The sequence below is a fragment of the Aquimarina sp. AD1 genome (genome assembly GCF_003443695.1).
Taxonomy (GTDB): Bacteria; Bacteroidota; Bacteroidia; order Flavobacteriales; family Flavobacteriaceae; genus Aquimarina; species Aquimarina latercula.
In genome coordinates, this window is the sequence record NZ_CP031966.1 from 2,933,431 (window position 1) to 2,952,719 (window position 19,289).

The 19,289-nt window shown below is 32.7% G+C and carries 20 protein-coding genes; 17 read left to right on the top strand and 3 right to left on the bottom strand.

Translation table 11 applies throughout. The features are described 5' to 3' along the window. Nucleotides 1-14 precede the first annotated feature (14 nt). Both D1815_RS12850 and D1815_RS12855 read right to left on the bottom strand, forming a co-directional pair. On the bottom strand, nt 15-470 hold the full coding sequence (locus D1815_RS12850) for a DinB family protein (protein ID WP_118387412.1): 456 nt from the start codon (nt 468-470) through the stop codon (nt 15-17). Beyond that, nucleotides 463-930, bottom strand: coding sequence for a DinB family protein (locus D1815_RS12855; RefSeq protein WP_027395338.1), 468 nt, complete (start codon nt 928-930; stop codon nt 463-465). Before D1815_RS12855 ends, D1815_RS12850 begins: the two co-directional genes overlap by 8 nt. A gap of 270 nt (nt 931-1,200) precedes the next feature. On the opposite strand from D1815_RS12855, the gene D1815_RS12860 reads away from it, so the two are divergent. From D1815_RS12860 to D1815_RS12890, 7 genes are all read left to right on the top strand, one after another. Beyond that, complete coding sequence (locus tag D1815_RS12860; RefSeq protein ID WP_027395337.1) at nt 1,201-1,536, top strand: single-stranded DNA-binding protein; 336 nt, start codon at nt 1,201-1,203, stop codon at nt 1,534-1,536. 471 nt (nt 1,537-2,007) lie between these two features. Continuing rightward, complete coding sequence (locus D1815_RS12865; protein WP_118387414.1) at nt 2,008-2,691, top strand: Crp/Fnr family transcriptional regulator; 684 nt, start codon at nt 2,008-2,010, stop codon at nt 2,689-2,691. A 9-nt stretch (nt 2,692-2,700) separates the two neighbouring features. Continuing rightward, nucleotides 2,701-4,311, top strand: a complete 1,611-nt coding sequence (locus tag D1815_RS12870; RefSeq protein WP_118387416.1) for a glutamate synthase-related protein — start codon at nt 2,701-2,703, stop codon at nt 4,309-4,311. Between the two features lie 31 nt (nt 4,312-4,342). Then, on the top strand, nt 4,343-5,095 hold the full coding sequence (locus tag D1815_RS12875; RefSeq protein ID WP_118387418.1) for a hypothetical protein: 753 nt from the start codon (nt 4,343-4,345) through the stop codon (nt 5,093-5,095). A 5-nt stretch (nt 5,096-5,100) separates the two neighbouring features. Beyond that, the gene (locus D1815_RS12880; RefSeq protein ID WP_118387420.1) at nt 5,101-5,484 is read left to right on the top strand and encodes a DUF2721 domain-containing protein; all 384 of its coding nucleotides are present in this window, start codon (nt 5,101-5,103) and stop codon (nt 5,482-5,484) included. Nucleotides 5,485-5,501: 17 nt separating this feature from the next. Further along, the gene (locus tag D1815_RS12885; protein WP_118387422.1) at nt 5,502-7,457 is read left to right on the top strand and encodes a thiamine pyrophosphate-dependent enzyme; all 1,956 of its coding nucleotides are present in this window, start codon (nt 5,502-5,504) and stop codon (nt 7,455-7,457) included. Nucleotides 7,458-7,560: 103 nt separating this feature from the next. Next, nucleotides 7,561-8,802 carry a sodium:proton antiporter gene (locus D1815_RS12890; RefSeq protein ID WP_118387424.1) on the top strand — a complete coding sequence of 414 codons (1,242 nt, stop codon included), beginning with the start codon at nt 7,561-7,563 and terminating at the stop codon, nt 8,800-8,802. 10 nt (nt 8,803-8,812) lie between these two features. On the opposite strand, the gene D1815_RS12895 is transcribed toward D1815_RS12890, so the two are convergent. Next, nucleotides 8,813-9,823, bottom strand: a complete 1,011-nt coding sequence (locus D1815_RS12895) for a YafY family protein (RefSeq protein WP_118387426.1) — start codon at nt 9,821-9,823, stop codon at nt 8,813-8,815. A 183-nt stretch (nt 9,824-10,006) separates the two neighbouring features. Here D1815_RS12895 and D1815_RS12900 point away from each other — a divergent pair, with 183 nt between their 5' ends. From D1815_RS12900 to D1815_RS12940, 10 genes are all read left to right on the top strand, one after another. Further along, nucleotides 10,007-10,237 (top strand): hypothetical protein, encoded by a 231-nt coding sequence (locus D1815_RS12900; RefSeq protein WP_118387428.1) that lies wholly within the window; start codon nt 10,007-10,009, stop codon nt 10,235-10,237. Between the two features lie 512 nt (nt 10,238-10,749). Next, the gene (locus D1815_RS23660; RefSeq protein ID WP_158594472.1) at nt 10,750-10,911 is read left to right on the top strand and encodes a hypothetical protein; all 162 of its coding nucleotides are present in this window, start codon (nt 10,750-10,752) and stop codon (nt 10,909-10,911) included. Nucleotides 10,912-11,022: 111 nt separating this feature from the next. Continuing rightward, nucleotides 11,023-13,008: a tetratricopeptide repeat-containing sensor histidine kinase gene (locus D1815_RS12905; RefSeq protein WP_118387430.1), complete on the top strand. Its 1,986-nt coding sequence runs from the start codon at nt 11,023-11,025 to the stop codon at nt 13,006-13,008. Between the two features lie 247 nt (nt 13,009-13,255). Continuing rightward, nucleotides 13,256-13,921: a response regulator gene (locus D1815_RS12910; protein WP_118387432.1), complete on the top strand. Its 666-nt coding sequence runs from the start codon at nt 13,256-13,258 to the stop codon at nt 13,919-13,921. Nucleotides 13,922-14,238: 317 nt separating this feature from the next. Further along, nucleotides 14,239-14,814 (top strand): RNA polymerase sigma factor, encoded by a 576-nt coding sequence (locus D1815_RS12915; protein WP_118387434.1) that lies wholly within the window; start codon nt 14,239-14,241, stop codon nt 14,812-14,814. Nucleotides 14,815-15,139: 325 nt separating this feature from the next. After that, a complete protein-coding gene (locus D1815_RS12920; RefSeq protein WP_118387436.1) occupies nt 15,140-15,781 on the top strand; it encodes a hypothetical protein in 642 nt (213 codons plus the stop codon). Nucleotides 15,782-15,916: 135 nt separating this feature from the next. After that, the gene (locus tag D1815_RS12925; protein WP_199726754.1) at nt 15,917-17,311 is read left to right on the top strand and encodes an RtcB family protein; all 1,395 of its coding nucleotides are present in this window, start codon (nt 15,917-15,919) and stop codon (nt 17,309-17,311) included. A gap of 81 nt (nt 17,312-17,392) precedes the next feature. After that, nucleotides 17,393-17,617 (top strand): hypothetical protein, encoded by a 225-nt coding sequence (locus D1815_RS12930; RefSeq protein ID WP_027395323.1) that lies wholly within the window; start codon nt 17,393-17,395, stop codon nt 17,615-17,617. 18 nt (nt 17,618-17,635) lie between these two features. Then, the gene (locus D1815_RS12935; RefSeq protein WP_118387438.1) at nt 17,636-18,298 is read left to right on the top strand and encodes a hypothetical protein; all 663 of its coding nucleotides are present in this window, start codon (nt 17,636-17,638) and stop codon (nt 18,296-18,298) included. 65 nt (nt 18,299-18,363) lie between these two features. Next, nucleotides 18,364-19,245 (top strand): aldose 1-epimerase family protein, encoded by an 882-nt coding sequence (locus D1815_RS12940; protein ID WP_233557618.1) that lies wholly within the window; start codon nt 18,364-18,366, stop codon nt 19,243-19,245. Nucleotides 19,246-19,289: the final 44 nt, after the last annotated feature.

The following is a 19,289-nucleotide window of genomic DNA, read 5'->3' on the forward strand; positions in this document are numbered from 1 at the left end:
AGATTATTATCAATTTAAACATCTAATATTCTTCTATGATAATTTATTTGACCTAAATGATACGTTAAATGAGTTGCCAAGTGCACCAGAAATCTATGGGTACTAGGGTTCTTATCCATAAGTATTCTAGGGTATTCTTTTTGTAAATCTTCTTTAGTTATCATATTTAATGAATCCATTACAATCTTCATCGTATCATCTATCATAGATAGTAGTTCTATTCTAGAAACATTTTTTAAAGAAAATTCCTGTTCTCTTTGTCTTATATATCCGGTTTTACCGAATTCTGCACCAATATAGGTATTGAGATTCCCGACAAGATGTAAGCAAAGATTCCCTGCCGAATTACTTATATCTGGTGTTTCAATCCATATATGTTCTTCTTTAGTATAAGATTCTATTTCCGTTTTTAATTTTGTTAAATCTCTATCGAATATAGTTTTTAATATTTCTATGATTGAATCATTCATTAGACAACATTTTTTTAATTAACGTAATTTGACCTAAGTGATAATAACTATGCTCTATCATCGCTTCAATATTTCTCTGATAAGTACCATATTTTTCATCTACAAAATAATTATCCAATTCTTCGTCTGACATAGTATCGATCAGGCTTGCAAATTCTTCTGCATTATCCAATAAGCTGTTCAATAATATTTTCCAATCTTCCTCGGAGGTTATTTTAGGAGCATCAAAACTATATTTATCTCTTATTTCCAAAGCTCCCCCCTTTAACACATTCAAAACTCCTTCTATATAATAATTAATATGAAAAGTAAGCAATGCAATTGTATTTAATGATTCTACTCTAGTAGTGGCTTGTTCCCAAGTTATATTTGATAATTGATCTTTATAATTGGTATTAGCTATCCAAACACCGTTTAATATCACTTCTCTAAATCGATTTGCTATCTGTTTTGTTCTCATTGACTATTATTTAGTAAACCAGTGATACATTATTAGTTTTAGAATTATTATTTAAAAATAGCTTTTTAAAATCATATTTCACAATACGATAAAACCATCTTTTAGTCAAAAACAAACGACTACAAACGTTTACAACCGAAAATAAACACTTCCTAACCGAATCTTATTTGGACCTGCATCTATGTTTGCCTTGTCGAAATAAAAGAAAAATCGATACCAAAAAAATTGTTTCATCTACCTGTAAAAAAACAGGAACTAAAATTAAAAAACATGAACACGTTAAAAAACAAAGTACAGTTAATAGGAAACTTAGGACAAGAACCAGAAATCGTTAATCTTGATTCAGGGAAGAAACTTGCAAAATTCTCTATCGCTACTAACGACTATTACTATAATAAAGCTGGTGATAAAATTACCGATACTCAATGGCACAATATTGTAGCTTGGGGTAAAACCGCAGAAATCATTGAGAAATATGTGAATAAGGGACAAGAAGTAGCTATAGAAGGAAAACTTACATCTCGCAGTTACGATGATAACGAAGGAAACAAAAGGTATATTACCGAAGTAGTTTGTAACGAATTCCTGATGCTGGGAAATAAATAAATTTATTTGGAATACCATTATTAAATTAATCTAGAGATTGGTTTCTCTAGATTAATTTATCTTCATATCTATTAACAATTCATTTTAAAAACTACTCGCTATCAGTTCTAAAAACGTATTATTAAAGCGTCTCCTTCGGAGTTATGCCACTGGTATGATATTAATCGATTACTAAAAATAGTAGCGATATAAAGAAAAAGGATTGTAATAAAAGAAATTTTAAAAACGCCTAGAGAGGATAGAAGAAATAATATCGGATTATCCAAAGTCATGAGAAGATTTAAAAATGTGGAGTACTAATTTCAGTATATTCTCATAAACTTTTACGATCTATTCCGGTAAACCGATAACTACTTATAAACTGTAAGAAAAATCTATAATTGTCGTCTAAAGTAACTTCTCATAATTTATTAATTATGAGTACTATTAAAAATCCTTACATTTAACAATACTAACTAAACTCACACTTCATTGAACACATATACCAAATATTGGTTTCTAGAAGGTTTTAATTTATTTAATAAACTTGGTAGAATTACCATGATGCGAATGTGTGAAATTCTTGAGATGAAAAACATCGATAAAGGATCAACTGTTGAACTAATTAATAATGATCATAAAAGTATCTTTTTTCTAAAAAAAGGAACCGTTAAGATTATCGATACTACTACAGATAGTGTTAAATACATTGTTAAAAAGGGACACATCTTTGGCGAGTTATCACTCTACGATGAACATGATAATATAGAAGAGCAAGCAATTGCGCTCGAGGATTGTATTGTCTGTTATATAGAATCTTTTAGAATGAAACAAATTATGGAGAAACATAAATCTCTTAAAAACGGTGTTCTAAAGATATATGGTTTACGAATCAAAAAACTAGAGAGACGATTACAAGATTTATTATATAAAGATAGTACAACTCGAATCAAAGAGTTTGTAATAGATTATATCAAAGAGTTTGGAGAACAAACAGAAAAAAATATAATAGCAAAAAACCTGTTAACGCATAAAGACATTGCCAATTTAACCAATACTTCTAGACAAACAGTTAGTAACACTTTAAGCATTTTACGCAAAGAAGGTATTATAGATTATAACACACAATCTATTTCTATACTTAACACGACAAAGCAACACACAATTCAAAATTAACATACACTTATGAAAAAACCTGTAGCAATTGCCCAGATCAGTAATTTAGAAAACAAACAGCCTACTCACGCTTTAGTAAATGGATTAGATCTTGTTATTGTCAAGTTTGATGAAGAAATTTCTGTACTTTATGGAAGATGCCTACATAGAGGTGCATTGATGTCCGATGGACATGTAGATGGCCATAACTTAATATGTGGTGTCCATGGATGGGATTACCGATATGACACTGGCGTTTCTGAATACAATAACAAGGAGGTTTTACATAAATTTAGCACTAAAATTGATGGAGATACTTTATATGTAGATGAATCTGAAATTAATGATTACCTTCTTGATCAACCGCAACCATTTAATAGAGATGAATATTTAGGTGCTTATGCAGATACACATCCAGAAGATACAGAACCATACACTGGATACATTAAAGAGCTTGCTAAAAATGGATTAAAAAATCTTGGACATCACGGATTTTCTGCTTCTATGGGAGTTGATAGAAATACATTACCCAAATGGAGTGACATCCAGTTTTTACCAGCTCAGCTAGCAACTAGACCATTATTAGATAACGAAGAAGTAGCTACTAAAGTGGTTATTGGAGCCAAAGCAAAAAAGCCTTTAGAACTTGATATTCCTTTGTTTGTAAGTGATATGAGTTTTGGGGCCTTATCTAGAGAAGCCAAAATTGCTTTATCCCGAGGAGCAGAAATGGCAGGCACAGGAATATGTTCTGGAGAAGGTGGAATGTTACCACAGGAACAAGAAAACAATACCAAATATTTTTATGAGTTAGCTTCTGCTCAGTTTGGTTTTTCCTGGGATAAATTAGATAATGTACAAGCATTTCATTTTAAAGGAGGACAAGGAGCAAAAACGGGTACAGGTGGCCACTTACCAGGCAGTAAAGTGAGTAAAGAAATAGCAAGTGTTAGAGGTCTAAATGAAGGAGAAACTGCTATCTCTCCAGCAACATTCCCAGATTTTCATGGAGTCAAAGATTTCAAAGCTTTTGCAGAAAAAGTACGAGATCGAACTGGTGGAATTCCAATTGGTTTTAAAATTGCTGCCAGTCATATCGAAAAAGACATACAGTTTGCTTTGGACGTTGGTGTAGATTACATCATCCTAGATGGTCGCGGTGGTGGGACAGGATCTGCTCCTACAATTTTACGTGATAATATTAATGTACCTACAATTCCAGCTTTAGCAAGAGCAAGAAAATATCTTGATAAAGTTGGTGCTGCAGATGTTACTCTGATTATTACTGGAGGATTAAGAATCGCAGAGGATTTTGCAAAAGCAATGATGCTTGGCGCTGATGCTATCGCAGTATCTAATTCAGCATTACAAGCTATCGGTTGTTTAGGGATGCGTGCATGCGGAAGTAACAACTGTCCAGTAGGTATCGCAACGCAAAAAGAATCTTTAAGAAGCAGATTGATTATAGAATCTTCGGCAAAGCAATTACATAACTATTTTGATGCAACTAATAACTTAATTAAAGTTGTTGCTAGAGCTTGTGGGTACGATGATGTTTCAAAATTCAATCATGATGATTTATCAACTTTTGATCGGGATATGCATAAATTAACTGGAATTAACTACGCCGGAGTATTATAAATCATAATACTTTAAAAAAAATAAAATAATTATGTCTAATCAAATACATCTAGCAGCTCAATATTTAGCTACAGCAAGTATAAGCTTTTTACCAAAAAAAGACGATGACAGTCATACGAACTTAGGGTTTAATAAAGAAAAAGGATATCTAGAAACCTGGCCTTTAAACGATAGAGGATGTAAGATAACTTTTGATTATCTAAATTTTGCGCTCCATTGGGTTGCTAATAATACGGTTAGACTAAGCCTTTTATTAGATAAAAAAACACATAGAGAAATTCTTAACTGGTTAGAATCATTAACTACTTCGTTAGGAATCAAAACCCCTTATACTTACAAACTACACTATGAACTTCCTTACGATACATTAACGGATGACTACGTTTTCGAAAAACCTTCTGATAGTATACTTCAGGAGCTATTACAAAATCGAACCTTAGCACATAAAGTACTAGAAAAAACATTAAATACTTCGTCACTCGAATCTGATATTCGGATATGGCCACATCATTTCGATTCGGGAGCATTTGCTCAATTAGAAGATAAAGCTGGTGTTGCTATTGGATTAGGAATGGCAATTCCTGATAGCACCCATAATAACTATTATTTCTATATCAGTGGGTATAAAGGTCACGATAGTTTAGATACCGCTACGTTTGGACCTTTATCATTAGGTGAATGGAAAAATGAAGGTTTTAAAGGAGCGGTTTTACCAATTTCTGGCATTGATGAAGAAAAAGGAGTTACTTTCTTCAAAGAAGCTATTTCTACTTATAAAAATTAGAACCTATGGAACATTGGTATCTACCTGCTACTATTATTCCTGGGATTGGACTATTGATATTATCTACCTCTAATCTTTTGGTTAATCTCAGTACAGAGATTAAAACATTGATTACAGAAGATATAATAAAAGAACAATTGATTGAGCGAAAGTTAAGACAACTTAAGCTACTAAATAGCGCTATGGTTTTCTTATATATTGCTGTTGCAAGTTTTGTGATTTCTGCATTAGTTTCAGGAATTTATAAGAGTATTGATACCGATTTCAATGCTACCATTTATATTACTATTGCCGGAATTACCAGCGCCCTGTTAGGTTTAATAGCCTTAATTATATACTCATTTAGGGCTGTAAAAATAAGACAAGATCAATATCACAACAAATTCTAACATCTTAAAAAGCAATCATGACTTCAAAAAAAGAAACTGTTTGGTATAAAGTACTAGATAATAAAGATAGACTCCCAGAAGGAAGGGTACAAACTGTTACCGCTGGTCACCAAGGTGTTTGTCTCACTCATTATAATGGTAAATTTTCTGCTTTAGATAATAAATGTCCACATCAAGGAGGTCCTCTAGGAGAAGGCTCTATAGAGAATGGTTTGTTACGATGTCCTTGGCACGGTTGGGATTTTGACCCTTGTACAGGACTGCCTCCAGGAGGTTATGATGATGGAGTTACCACTTTTGAGGTAAAAGAAGATGGGAATGCAATCTTAGTTGGTATTCCAGAAGAACCTAAACATCAGGATACTATTTCTGATGTTATGATACAAACTATGGTTAACTGGAATGTTGATACCGTTTTTGGAATGGTAGGTCATTCTAACCTTGGAGTTGCAGATGCTATGATGCGATTAGAAAAACAAGGAAAGTTACAATATTTTGGTATTCGTCATGAAGGCGCTGCCGCCTTTGCTGCTTCGGCTTATGGAAAATTAATGGGCAAACCAGCTGTATGTTTTGGTATTGCAGGACCTGGTTCCACTAATATGTTTACAGGTATGTGGGATGCTAAGGTAGATAGAGCCCCTTTATTAGCATTTTCCGGACAAGTAAATACCCAAGTGATGGGTACCGGTGCTTTTCAGGAAGTAGATTTGGTCAAGGCATTCCAAACTGTTGCTGATTTTAATCATTCTGTCCAACAGAATTCTAAACATAGTGAATTAATGAGTTTAGCCATAAAAAGTGCAATACTCAATAGAAATGTATCACATATTACTTTCCCAGATGAAGTGGCTTTTATGCCAAAAACTATAGGCGAAGAAGCACAAACTCCTGAAGGAAGAATAACTCCGATGAATATTTCACCTCCAAAGCAAATGGTTGCAAAAGCAGTTTCGATGATTTCAGAATCAAAAAAGCCTGCTATTATTGTTGGTCATGGAGCAAGGTTTCATATGAAAGCCATTACAACTTTTGCGGATAAGCTAAAATGTCCAGTAATTACAACCTTTAAAGGGAAAGGACTTATTCCTGATGATCATGAATTGGGTTGCGGAGTATTAGGTCGTAGTGGAACTCCTATTGCTTCCTGGTTTATGAACGAAAGTGATTTATTGATTGTATTTGGAGCTTCATTCTCTAATCATACAGGAATCACTCCTAAGAAACCAATTATTCAGGTAGATTATGATCCAACAGCATTAAGTAAGTTTCATAAAATAGATGCTGCGCTTTGGGGAGAAATTTCGGAAACACTATCTCTCATAGAGGAACAAACAGAAAACAACATTGATACTATCGATAGAAGATCAGAAATTGCTGAACGTTGGGATATTTGGAAAGAAGAAAAAGCGAATCGATTAAAAGATCAAGGTGATAATGGAATAAGTTCTATTGCAGTATTCGAGGCAATGAATAAAGTCACTCCAGAAAATGCAGTAATTGCTGTAGATGTTGGAAACAACACCTACTCATTCGGACGTTATTTCGAACCTAAAAATCAATCTATATTAATGTCCGGATATCTAGGTTCCATTGGATTTTCGTTACCTGCTGCTATGGGAGCTTGGGCTGCCAAAGGAAAAGAAAGACCCATTTGGTCAGTTTCTGGAGATGGTGGTTTTGGTCAATATTTAGCAGAAATGATGACGTTGGTGAAATACAATATGAATATCAAACATGTATTGCTCAACAACTCCGAATTAGGAAAAATTTCTAAAGAACAAAAAGCCGCCGAATTAGATGTCTGGCAAACTTCATTACATAATGTAAGTTTTGCTAAATATGCTGAAAATTGCGGTGCTTTGGGTATCAAAGTGACTAAAAAAGAAGAACTAATTCCCGCATTAGAAAAACTAAGAGATCATAATGGTCCAGCTCTTTTAGAAATCATAACGGATGTGAAACTTATTTAGCATCTGCTTGAAAAATCCCAAAGCCCTTCTGTTATGCAATACAGAAGGTTTTATAGAATCACTATGTTTAAAAACTTATACGTAAATTATAATCTTAAGAACCATGTTACAATCCTTCAGTATTATTTTTTCGATTGCTGCTTTTTTTAGTTTTATAAACTACAAATGGTTAAAAATGCCTGCTACAATTGCTCTGATGCTATTGAGTTTAGTAACTGTTGTAATCATTACATTAAGTAAAAATATTGTTCCTGACTTCTATCAGTTCTTTTGTGATATTGTTGCTAATTCTGATTTTAGGAGTTTGTTATTAGATGGGATTTTAAGCTTCCTTTTGTTTGCAGGAGCCTTACACGTAAATATTGAGGAACTAAAAAAAGAAAAATGGCCCATCATCTTATTTGCAACGTTGGGAGTTTTGATTTCTACATTTTTGGTAGGTGGGTTGACTTTTGGTGCTGCGCAATTAATTAATATTCAATTACCTTTTTTAGATGCTTTGCTATTTGGCGCATTGATATCGCCTACCGATCCAATTGCTGTGATGGCCATTCTTAAAAAAGCAAATATTGCCAAAAGCTTAGGAATAAAAATTGAAGGAGAATCCTTGTTTAATGATGGTATCGGTGTAGTTGTATTTTCTGGAATATTAATTCTCACTGGAATGGGAGAACATCATGGAGAAGGTTCTGTAACCGCAGAAATTGGTGAATTATTTGTAGAAGAAGCTATTGGTGGAATCGTCTATGGAGCTCTTTTAGGATTTATAGGATATCAGAGTATAAAATCCGTAAAAGAAAATCCACAATTATCAGTCATGATCAGTCTGGCAACTGTAATGGGTGGATATGCATTAGCATCTTTGATCCATGTATCAGGACCATTAGCTATGGTAGTTGCAGGAATGTTAATTGGTAACAAATTAAATGTGGCATCCAATCAAGGTCCAACAAGAAAACTGATCAATGATATATGGGAAGTACTCGATGATGTTTTTAATGGCATCCTGTTTGTTCTGATCGGTTTAGCCATACACCTATTAAAATTTGATGTAGGACATCTAACCTTAGGAATTATCGCAATTTTTATAGTGCTTTTTTCAAGATTTATTTCTGTATTACTTCCTTATTCATTACTAAAGCATACTGAGATGAGCCCCATAAAAACTGTTTCTATACTAACTTGGGGAGGATTACGAGGTGGCATTTCGCTAGCTTTGGCGCTAAGTTTAACAGACAACCCTTCTTCAGAAGTGATACTATATATCACCTATGTAGTTGTATTCTTTTCAATACTCGTACAAGGACTTAGTATCGGAAAACTGGTAAAAAAGTTATATCAATAATTATTAATTATTATTCATACCTGTCCAAAGCTCTTTTTAGCTTTCCATGAATTCTGGTACGTAATCGATCTGGTGCTAACACCTCTATCGTATCACCAAAACCCAATATCACACGTTCTAACTCAAAATTAATCTGAACCTTAATCGTAAAAGTCGTACCTAGTTCATCTTTTGATATTGTTTCCTGAGATGTATGAAATGGTTTGGTAATTACATAAGGAGCATTTCTATTGTCTATCTTAAACTTTACAAGCTCTGGCACTACATTTTCTGAAACCGTCACTCCTATTACATCCTTATAATATACATCACCATCAATATGTTGATCTATATAAACAATGTCTTCTTCAGAATTATGAATACTAACAATCCTATCCAATGCAAAAGTAGTCAAGAGCTTTCCTTTATTGCCCAACGCTAATAAAAACCATCGATTATTAAATTCCTTTAATAATTGTGGATGAATAAGAATTTCACTTTCATTTCTAGCCTTAAAGGATTTATACACCATTTTTAGAACCTGCTTATTCTGTATTGCATGATACAATCTATCGATATGTTCTAACCCTTTAAGCTGATCATTCTTTTCGAGATGAATAATAGGTATGTTGTCTTTTTCATTTGCATATACAGAATCTTCTAACCGTTCGATAACTCCATTCATCTCCTTAAACAGCGAAAAATCTTTAAACTGACGTAATATCTGGATGGACTCGTTCATTATTTTAATATCATGATCTGTCACCGGGATATTCATAATACTATAATCCTCTTCTGCATATCGGTAAAATTTGCGTTGATACACTTCTATAGGAGCATTATATCCTAATTTATCACTACGCATCATCTGTATATCTAATTGCACCGTACGCTTACTTACATACACATCTTTTCCTTCATATTCATATAATGCATCAGAACATGCCTCGATAAGATCATCCAACACCCACCTCCTAAAGGTATTGCGCAAACATTGATCAATCGTTTTATATCGTATTAAAGCATTTTTATTAGAAGCCATGTAAAAATATTTTAGAAAAAATAATAAATATTTTTTACTACGCAAAAAGAATGCGTACTACTCACAGACATTTGTACTATAAATAACAAAACAATAAGAAACTTTAGAAGTAAAATCCTGTAATAATGCAGGGTATATTCGAAAAAAAGAGTTTCAATTAATTAACAACAAAAAAATAAAACAATGAAGTTTAATCAATTTTCTAAAAAGGAGCAGGAGATCAGAAATTATCTGTTAGCCGATGCATTTGCAGGCTTCGACGGATTAGGGTTACACACTTCGGTTGTTAATGCTACTCCAGTAAAAATGCCAAATGCAAACGGTACAACAGTACTGGAAAAAGAGTTCAATTTAACTAGTATGCACATTCGTGAGGTGCTAGTAACAGACAGCTTTACTTCGCATATAGTTTAGATGTTGTAAGCTCTCGATAAGCAGATTTGTCTTCATTGACAAATCAAAAAAGGTATCAAAATCTTAAAGTGTTCACATAGTACTCACGATAAGCTAATGGCTAATCGACAAACTAATAGACCCACAAGGCAGATGATATCAGACACTTATTGTTAGATAACAACATTCATATATCGAACGTATCCAGGTATACATTTCTATGACGCTTATTAAAAAAAGGTTACAAAACTCGTTTTGTCTACCGATCTACATCAGTCTGAGCTAAACAATCAGTCTAATCGTAGCCGAAAAGATGTCTAAGTATTTAGACAAACTCCATCGAAGACAAAACCCATCCAAACTGCAGTTTGCCACTACCTGAAAAGGGGAAAGTAAGGTATCGCAACTGCACTAGGATCACTTTCCCACCTTATTGATCATTTCCCATAGGTACTAGGTATGTGGGCACATACCAACTGGGGTTGCAACCTATGGGCGTACCCCAACAATTGGAATATCAAACAACTAACAACATGAAAACTTTAAGATTTTTACTATTAGCCGTATTATTAGGTCTAAACTTCGTTTCTTGCGACCCTCCTTCTATCAATGAAGAAGTTGGAGTTGAGCAAGTAGAGAAAACTTCTTTTACTGAGGACGGTGAGGAAGAAGACGTAAAACCAGGTGATTTGTAGTTTTATAATTGCAAAAAGCTTTCTCAATAGGGTTTGTCTTTAACAAACCCTATTTCGTTATAGATTATAATCAAATAAAATATTTAAATTCGTTCTCCTATTTGTACTAGTATGAGACTTTTGAAGTTAACATCTTTACTAATTTGCTTTGTAACCGTTTTTATAAACTGTAACAAAAATGAAGAAACTTTTAAAGATAAAGAATCATTGAATAACGATATTGTTCATAATCTAATTAAAGATTCAGAAAACACATCAAAGTCATTAGAAGAAAAAAAATATTATCTCCAGGAAGCATTCGAACTAACCAATAAGCTACCTGACAATAATGAAAAAATTAAATTATTACATAAAATTTCTTATTCATATTATTCTTTTAAAGAATATGAGGACTATAAACAAATTAATTATAAAGCACTTCGAATTTCTAAAAAATTATCAGATTCCTTAACGATGGCAAAATCTTACGGTAATATTGGTATCTATTTCAGAACAATATCACTTGATAGTTCGTATAAGAACTTTTTAGAAGCTGACAGGATTTATAGAAATTTTGATAAAGTAAATAAAAGAAATCCTGAGTCATATGCTTTTGCTCATGGAAAAATCCTAATCGATTTAGCTAAATTATCTAAAAAAGTGAAAGATTATAGCCAAAGCGAAGATCTTACTATTAGAGCAATCAAAAAATTTTTGCTTTCAAAAAATGAATCTTATTTACCTCTATCCTATAATAATTTGGGAATAATAGCAAAACAATTGAGTCAATACAAAGACGCGATTAATTATTATGAAAAAGCAGTTGAATATTCTAGAAGAACAAAAAAAGAAACGTTTTATGTTGTACAGTCTTATAATAACATAGGTGTTGTTCATAAAAATAATAGAAAATATAAGGAAGCAGAAGAATCCTTTAACAAAGGCCTGGAATACTCAGATTTCTTAAAAAAAAATCCAAACACACACTCTTTACTATTAGATAACCTTGGATATGTAAAGTTCCTTTCAGGCAAACAAAGTGATAGTGCACTATATCTGTTAAATAAAGCATATAAAATCAGAAATAGCGTTAATGATATTAAGGGAATTATTACAAATAACTTACATTATGCGGAATACTACAAATCCAATAACAATGATAGTCTTGCTATACTTTATGGATCAAAGGTAAAAGATGCTTCTCTATTAGTTAATGAAAATACAGAACTCCTACAAGCTTATAATTTATTAGCGCAAGTTTCTCCACCAGAACAAGGAAGAAAATACGCGATGGAGTATATCAAACTAAATGATAGTCTCACCAAAAGAGACAATCTTTTTAGAGATAAATTCGCCAGAATCCGATTCGAAAGTGAAAATTTAGAAAAAGAAAACCAACAGAAAAGTGAAGAAATTCAGGAAGTACAAAACCAAAACACTGTTTATCTTCTTGGGATTTTACTACTTGCTACATTCATTGGATTTATCATCTATTTCTCGCGGCAGCGAACCAAATATTTAGCACAACAAAACAAAATTGTAGAGTTCCAAGCAGCTTATGAAACCGAAACCCGTATTTCTAAACGGTTACACGATGAAATAGGTAATGATATTTTTCAGGTAATGATGCAATATCAAAACGATCCACACGATCCACAGATCACCAAAAAACTCAATACCGCCTATACCAAAGCCAGAGACATCTCTAGAGAAAATAGCGAATTCGAGGTAAATGAAACCTACTTAGAGGAGTTAACCGATATGTTAACCAATTACACCAAAAATAATATTAAACTTGTTCTAAGGGGTATTGATAAAATTAGTTGGGATACTGTAGATAAAAATTTAAAAATTACTATATATCGAGTTTTACAAGAGTTGATGACCAATATGCAAAAACATAGTCAAGCGGATTTAGTCGCTATTGTTTTTAAAAACGAAAAAAACAAACTGCTTATTAAGTACTCTGATAATGGAGTTGGTATCCAAAAAGAGGATATAAAATCAAAAAATGGACTCCGTAATACAGAAAAGCGAATGCTGGCTATCAACGGAACTATTGTCTTTGACTCAGAAAAAAGCAAAGGCTTTAAAGCGGAAATTGTTATTCCTAACTAAGGAATAAGCATCACATTATCAATATACTATAGATTTTTATGTATAATAAAATGACAAACACCTTATCTAAATATTTCCATTCTCATTCTGGTGCAGACCAGAATCCATTTTCTGATAAAATCACACGAGAATAGCCTACAATACGGAAAAACGTAATCAAACTATAAACGGAACTATTATCTTTGACATAGAAAAAAACAAAAGCTTTAAAGCTGAGATTAAAATCCCGTGTTAAAAAGGATCAAATATGTTTACAAAAGTATTGGTAGCAGAAGATTATGAAATTGCCAATCAAGGTATCGTAAAAGTACTCAATGACCAAGTAGGTATCCCAGATATCGAAGAAGCAAAGTATTGCGATGATGCGTATATCAAATTTAGAAAAGCGCACCAAGAAAATACTCCTTTTGAGTTACTGATAACTGATCTTTCTTTTAAAGAAGATCACAAAGTACAAACCAGAACTTCTGGTATAGAACTCATACAAGATATTCGAAAAATAGACCCTACCATTAATGTAATCGTATACTCACAAGAAAGCAGACCTGATAAGATAAATATGCTATTCCAAAAACTAGATATCAATGGCTATGTGTGCAAAGGCCAACATGCAATAAAAGATTTAGTAAACTGTATACAAGGTGTATATAAGGGTGAGACTGTTCTTCCGTCTGAAGTAACGGATGCTAATACTGATAATATTATCAACTTAGATGATTTCGATATTATGTTATTAGAAGAACTTGCACTCGGTTTTACTAAAAAAGAAATTGTACAGAAATTAAAAAAAGAAAAAATATCACCAAACAGCGAAAGTACTATTGACAAAAGAGTGAGTAAACTCTTTGATGATTTTAAAGCAAAAAACACCACACATCTAGTTGCAATTGTAAAAGATTTGGGGTTATTATAGTGTTCTTCAACCTTATTTAATTTATAACCTTTTCTTATACTTTGGATTCTGGCTTTCGCCAGAATGACAAATCAAAAAGTACTACAAAAGAACTTTTCATTCCAATGAAAACTGGAATTACTTACTATACTTCGAAAACAAAATTCAAATAAGATCATCGAGAAATATTTCTTTCATTTTTTTTAAAAAAATTCCCTCTGATTACGGAAATCTGTAAGGACTTCCGCTCCAGTAAATTTATGTTTGTACCATCAAAAAAAAGTAAAATTCTATTTAAGTATTCTAATCAAAATCGAACGGTATAAACAAAAAAAGTAATGGGAAAAATGAATACAGATCAGGCAATAATATCCGGAATCATTAAGGGAGATCAACGGACATTAAAAGTTTTCTATCGAGATAATGTAAGATATATCCAAGGGTATATTTTACGAAATGATGGTAATATGCAGGATGTAGAAGATGTTTTTCAGGACGCGTTAGTAGTATTGTATCAAAAACTAAAATCTGGAACTTTAGAAATAAACGTTCCATTAACAACCTATTTTTATGGGATTTGCAAAAACACTTGGAGAACTCGATTGCGCAATAAACATAAGGTAGTTCATGATGAGACAAAATTTATAAGTGCAGAATATGTAACCGAATCCGTAATCAAGGATATCGAAAACCAAGAACGTGAGCATTTATACCGAAAACATTTTCAGAAATTAAGTAGTGATAATAAGAATTTAATGCTTCTTTATTTTGAAGGAAAATCTGCCAAAGAAATTTCTAAAATCACTGGGTATACTGAGGGATATACTCGAAAAAAGAAATTTGATGTCAAAAAACAATTGTTAACGATGATCGAAAAAGATCCATTATATCGTGAACTTAGAATTACCGCATAGCTAATTGCAAAAGTTATTTACTTTAAACAGATATAGCTAAGAAATTTAAGAATAGCTAAAAAAAAGAAAACCAGGCCGGGATCCTGGTTTTCTGCATTAAAAAAGTAATCACTGACGACTGACTTGTCGCTTATGAAAAAACGAGAATTAACTCATATTCTTCCTTATAGCCATTTTTTATACTATAAACAGTCAACTCCAGAAAAACCCTACATTTTAATATTTAAAATTATTATTTAATGTTACACAACCGGATATTGAGCATAAAAATAACTTTGAACCTAATAAAAAATCACCTATCATTACATCACTAAAATTAAACAACATGAAAAAAATAATCCCTCTATTACTTCTCGTTATTTGTCTATTCGCCTGTAAAGACGAGCAAAAAGAAAAAACTTTGGATACTGAGAATAAAATAGAATCCACTGATGATAATCAAGAAAAAGAAGCAGAAAAGAAAAATAATAATTATCAAACATCTTCGGTAGTTAAACCAGCTAATATTGATCTGGACAAAGAAGTAGAGAATTTTATCATGTGCAAAAAAGCAGCTACGGAACGAAATGATTGCAGAAATAGTATCTCCAAAACGATTACCGAAGTTTTTGAAGTAACAGAATTTAAGGATCAAAAATCGGGATATGTTATATATGACAGTATTCGTCCTATTGCAGAGCGATCTAAGAATTGGTTACAATTAGGAACTGTAACTCAGCAGACTATAGACCAAGCATTAGAGCATACCAATAGAGGTGGTTTAGCACTAATCATTGACACTTCAGAAACATATGGTCATGTTGTTGTGGTTGTTCCAGGAGAAAGCAAAAAATCTGGATCTTGGGGTATGAAACTACCTAATGTGTTATCACTAAGCAATTACAAACCCGAAAAATCATTTAGTGACAAATCACTTTCTTATGCGATGAAAAAAAGTGATGATTTAAAGGTTTTTGTTAGGCAGTAAAAAATATCTAGTTTAATAGTATCTAAATCCTCAATTGGTTATATTTCTTTTGAGGATTTTTTTTGATTATTAATTACACTACGCAAAACTATTGCGTAATACAACCTCATCTTTGCTTCATTAATTAGAAATAAAATGAAAAATAAAATTAACATTACCGGAAAGACATTGATTGATTTAGGATTTAGATCTGGTAAATGGTTCCCAGAAGCTATTGAACATATCAACACCCATCAATTAGCTGATGAAGCAATGCATACCTATTTAGAACAATATAAAATGCCTCCTATCCAGGAGTTACATAAAACTGCTATAGGCTTTAAAATTAATATTAAAGCAGAGAACGAGTTAGAGCAAGATAATGTTACCAAAGTAACGGACTCCATGAAGGAATTGATGAAAACTCCTACCATTATAAACGGTGCCGTGATGCCGGATGCATGTCCATCTGGCCCAAAAGGCACTATCCCTGTGGGTGGTGTTGTCGTTGCTAAAAATGCAATTCATCCAGGAATGCATAGCGCAGATATCTGCTGTTCTGTGATGTTAACTGATTTTGGTAAAATGGATCCTAAAAAAGTATTAGATGCTGCACATGCTAGTACTCATTTTGGACCTGGCGGAAGGCCAAGAGGACATCAATATCAGCTGACCGATGAATTGTTAGCAGAATTTAAATCTAACTTCTTTCTTAGAGAAGATAAAGATATTAGTATGGCTAGGGAACATCTAGGAACGCAAGGAGATGGAAATCATTTTCTGTTTGTAGGAACTTCTACCAAAACTGGAAATACCATGATGATCACACATCACGGATCCAGAGGTATTGGAGCCAGATTGTATAAAAAAGGAATGCATATCGCCGATAAGTTCAGAAGAGATTTATCTCCGGATACCTTAAAGCAAAATGCTTGGATTCCTTTTGATACCGAAGAAGGAAAAACCTATTGGTCCGCATTGCAAACGATCAGAAAATGGACAAAATTAAATCATGAAGTGATTCATGATGCAACTTTGAAAGCGTTAGATCTAGAAGCAGAAGATAGATATTGGAACGAACATAACTTTGTCTTTAAAGAAGGTGACTTATTCTATCATGCAAAAGGAGCAACACCATTAGATAAAAAGTTTATGCCAGATATCACAGGTCCAAGATTAATTCCGCTAAATATGGCAGAACCTATATTAATTGTCGAAGGAGCAACCACTGAGAATAATCTTGGATTTGCACCTCACGGAGCTGGTAGAAACTTAAGTAGAACACAACATAAAAGAAACAAAGAAGGACAGACTAATGAAGAAATCTTTGCCATTGAAACAGAAGGTTTAGATGTACGTTTTTTCTCTAAAGAAATCGATATTTCTGAATTGCCAAGTGCTTATAAAAATGCCAAAGCTGTACGAAATCAAATGGAGGAATTTGGATTGGGTGCAGTAATAGACGAAGTGATGCCATATGGTTCTATTATGGCGGGAGATTTTAGTATCAATGCTCCTTGGAGAGTAAAGAGAAGAAATAGAAATAAGTAAATATAACAATTGATTAAAAAATAAAAATGCAAATTAAAAAAGGAACCCTGTATTAAGTTTTTAATTTAAAAATTAATACAGATGAAATCTTATGACAACAAGAAATTTTATAATTACAAAACAAGTCATAAAAGGAAAAAGAGAACCAAAAGTGCCAAAATCTGGTGGAAAAGTAATTCTTGGGAATATCGTCGATATTTACGTGGAAAATATCGTAACCAATGTAAAACAATTCTTCGTAGAAAAGTAGAAGGAGAAAACATAGAATTTCCATTATATAAAAAAACACTTTGGTGGGAAGCCTAAAAGAATTTAGAAACAAAAATGAATTTATTTTCAATTTTACAAAACAGCAAACAGTTCCTTTCAGATTCCTGGAAGGAACGCTATGCTGATTTTTTACAAGAAGAACATCTACAGGTTTTCTCCAAAAATCTGGAACATTATCATGAGTTTGGAATTCCAGATAAACATCCACTCCCCCATTTTGATGAAGAAATAACATCTTCACTATCCGAAGCGTTCAAGAATTTTAAAACAATTCTTGCTGAAAACAACACAACTCCAAAAGATTGGGCAGCGATTATTGAAAACACACCTTTTGAGCATCTTTTATTGCTTATTGGTCAACGATGTACCTCAGCCACGTTACAGAATGAAGAGGCGATTCCGCCATTAAAAGAAACATTACTAGCCAGTTGTTTTACTCCTTTTAATCATCAAATCTGTATAGCTCCCAGAGCTTGGGAAAAACATATCGGAAGATCTACTGATAATTTTTGGGGAGAGATAAAAGGTAACCCTACTCAGAAAGAAGAAAAAGTAAGAAAACGTATTCTAGAAATTATAGAAAATAAAACTTGGTGGAATATCTTTTATCATTATCAACACGAATATGTATATGAGATTAGAGTACCAAGCGGTCATGGAATCCGATGGAGTTCGGATGGAACAAAATTAATAGGTTTTTTAGAACCTTTTCTATAGATTCATATATCGAAGTAACTTCTTTCTTTACTTTTGTAATAACCATTAACCAACATAATACCTATATGATTCACACTATAGAAAACGACCACCTAATTGTTAGTATTGATAGTATTGGAGCAGAATTAACAAGTATCAAAACCAAAAAAGATAATAAAGAATTTTTATGGCAAGGTGATCCTACTATATGGGCAAGTCGGGCTCCTGTGCTGTTTCCTATCGTTGGAGGATTAAAAAATGGAACATATACTTATAAAAAGAAAAGTTATTCTTTACCAAAACACGGATTTATCCGACACAACAAAAATGTAATAGGAACGCAAAACAATCCTACTAAAGTTTCATTTTCGCTATCTACTTCAGAAGAAACACTGAATAGTTATCCGTTTACATTTGATTTCGTCATGAGTTTTGAACTTGTCAACGATCAAATCATAATTTCGCATAGTATAAATAATAACGGTTCGCAACCCATGTTTTTTTCAGTTGGAGGACATCCAGCTTTCAATTGTCCTATACACTCGTCAGAAAACTATGAAGATTATTATATTTTATTAGAAAAAATGAACAATACTGATTGTTATGTACTTACATCAAATGGATTGATTAGTAATCAAACTATATCTGTCATAGAAGATCACAAAATCTGGCTTACCGATTCTCTTTTTGATAATGACGCACTTATTTTTAAGAACATCAAAGCAGAAAAGGCCACTCTTGTTCATAAAGAAAAAGGGGCAGTACTTTCTATGAATTTAAAGGATTTTCCCGATCTTGGTATATGGGCAAAACCCAAAGCTCCTTATGTCTGTATAGAACCTTGGTTAGGATATGCTGACGTAGAAGATACCACCCAAAACATCGAAGAAAAAGAAGGGATCCAAAAACTCGATGAAGGAAAAACGCATGACAGTAGTTATACAATTACCATAACCGATTGCAAATGACACAAAGTGAATATTAGTATCAACTAATGCTAAAATTGCTTTAA

Coding starts and splice junctions, on each gene's coding strand:
- D1815_RS12900 (WP_118387428.1), top strand. CDS start 10,007: ATGAAGTTTAATCAATTTTCTAAAAAGGAGCAGGAGATCAGAAATTAT.
- D1815_RS12890 (WP_118387424.1), top strand. CDS start 7,561: ATGTTACAATCCTTCAGTATTATTTTTTCGATTGCTGCTTTTTTTAGT.
- D1815_RS12930 (WP_027395323.1), top strand. CDS start 17,393: ATGAAATCTTATGACAACAAGAAATTTTATAATTACAAAACAAGTCAT.
- D1815_RS12850 (WP_118387412.1), bottom strand. CDS start 470: ATGAATGATTCAATCATAGAAATATTAAAAACTATATTCGATAGAGAT.
- D1815_RS12940 (WP_233557618.1), top strand. CDS start 18,364: ATGATTCACACTATAGAAAACGACCACCTAATTGTTAGTATTGATAGT.
- D1815_RS12885 (WP_118387422.1), top strand. CDS start 5,502: ATGACTTCAAAAAAAGAAACTGTTTGGTATAAAGTACTAGATAATAAA.
- D1815_RS12880 (WP_118387420.1), top strand. CDS start 5,101: ATGGAACATTGGTATCTACCTGCTACTATTATTCCTGGGATTGGACTA.
- D1815_RS12855 (WP_027395338.1), bottom strand. CDS start 930: ATGAGAACAAAACAGATAGCAAATCGATTTAGAGAAGTGATATTAAAC.
- D1815_RS12910 (WP_118387432.1), top strand. CDS start 13,256: ATGTTTACAAAAGTATTGGTAGCAGAAGATTATGAAATTGCCAATCAA.
- D1815_RS12915 (WP_118387434.1), top strand. CDS start 14,239: ATGGGAAAAATGAATACAGATCAGGCAATAATATCCGGAATCATTAAG.
- D1815_RS12870 (WP_118387416.1), top strand. CDS start 2,701: ATGAAAAAACCTGTAGCAATTGCCCAGATCAGTAATTTAGAAAACAAA.
- D1815_RS12895 (WP_118387426.1), bottom strand. CDS start 9,823: ATGGCTTCTAATAAAAATGCTTTAATACGATATAAAACGATTGATCAA.
- D1815_RS12860 (WP_027395337.1), top strand. CDS start 1,201: ATGAACACGTTAAAAAACAAAGTACAGTTAATAGGAAACTTAGGACAA.
- D1815_RS12935 (WP_118387438.1), top strand. CDS start 17,636: ATGAATTTATTTTCAATTTTACAAAACAGCAAACAGTTCCTTTCAGAT.
- D1815_RS12905 (WP_118387430.1), top strand. CDS start 11,023: ATGAGACTTTTGAAGTTAACATCTTTACTAATTTGCTTTGTAACCGTT.
- D1815_RS12925 (WP_199726754.1), top strand. CDS start 15,917: ATGAAAAATAAAATTAACATTACCGGAAAGACATTGATTGATTTAGGA.
- D1815_RS12920 (WP_118387436.1), top strand. CDS start 15,140: ATGAAAAAAATAATCCCTCTATTACTTCTCGTTATTTGTCTATTCGCC.
- D1815_RS23660 (WP_158594472.1), top strand. CDS start 10,750: ATGAAAACTTTAAGATTTTTACTATTAGCCGTATTATTAGGTCTAAAC.
- D1815_RS12875 (WP_118387418.1), top strand. CDS start 4,343: ATGTCTAATCAAATACATCTAGCAGCTCAATATTTAGCTACAGCAAGT.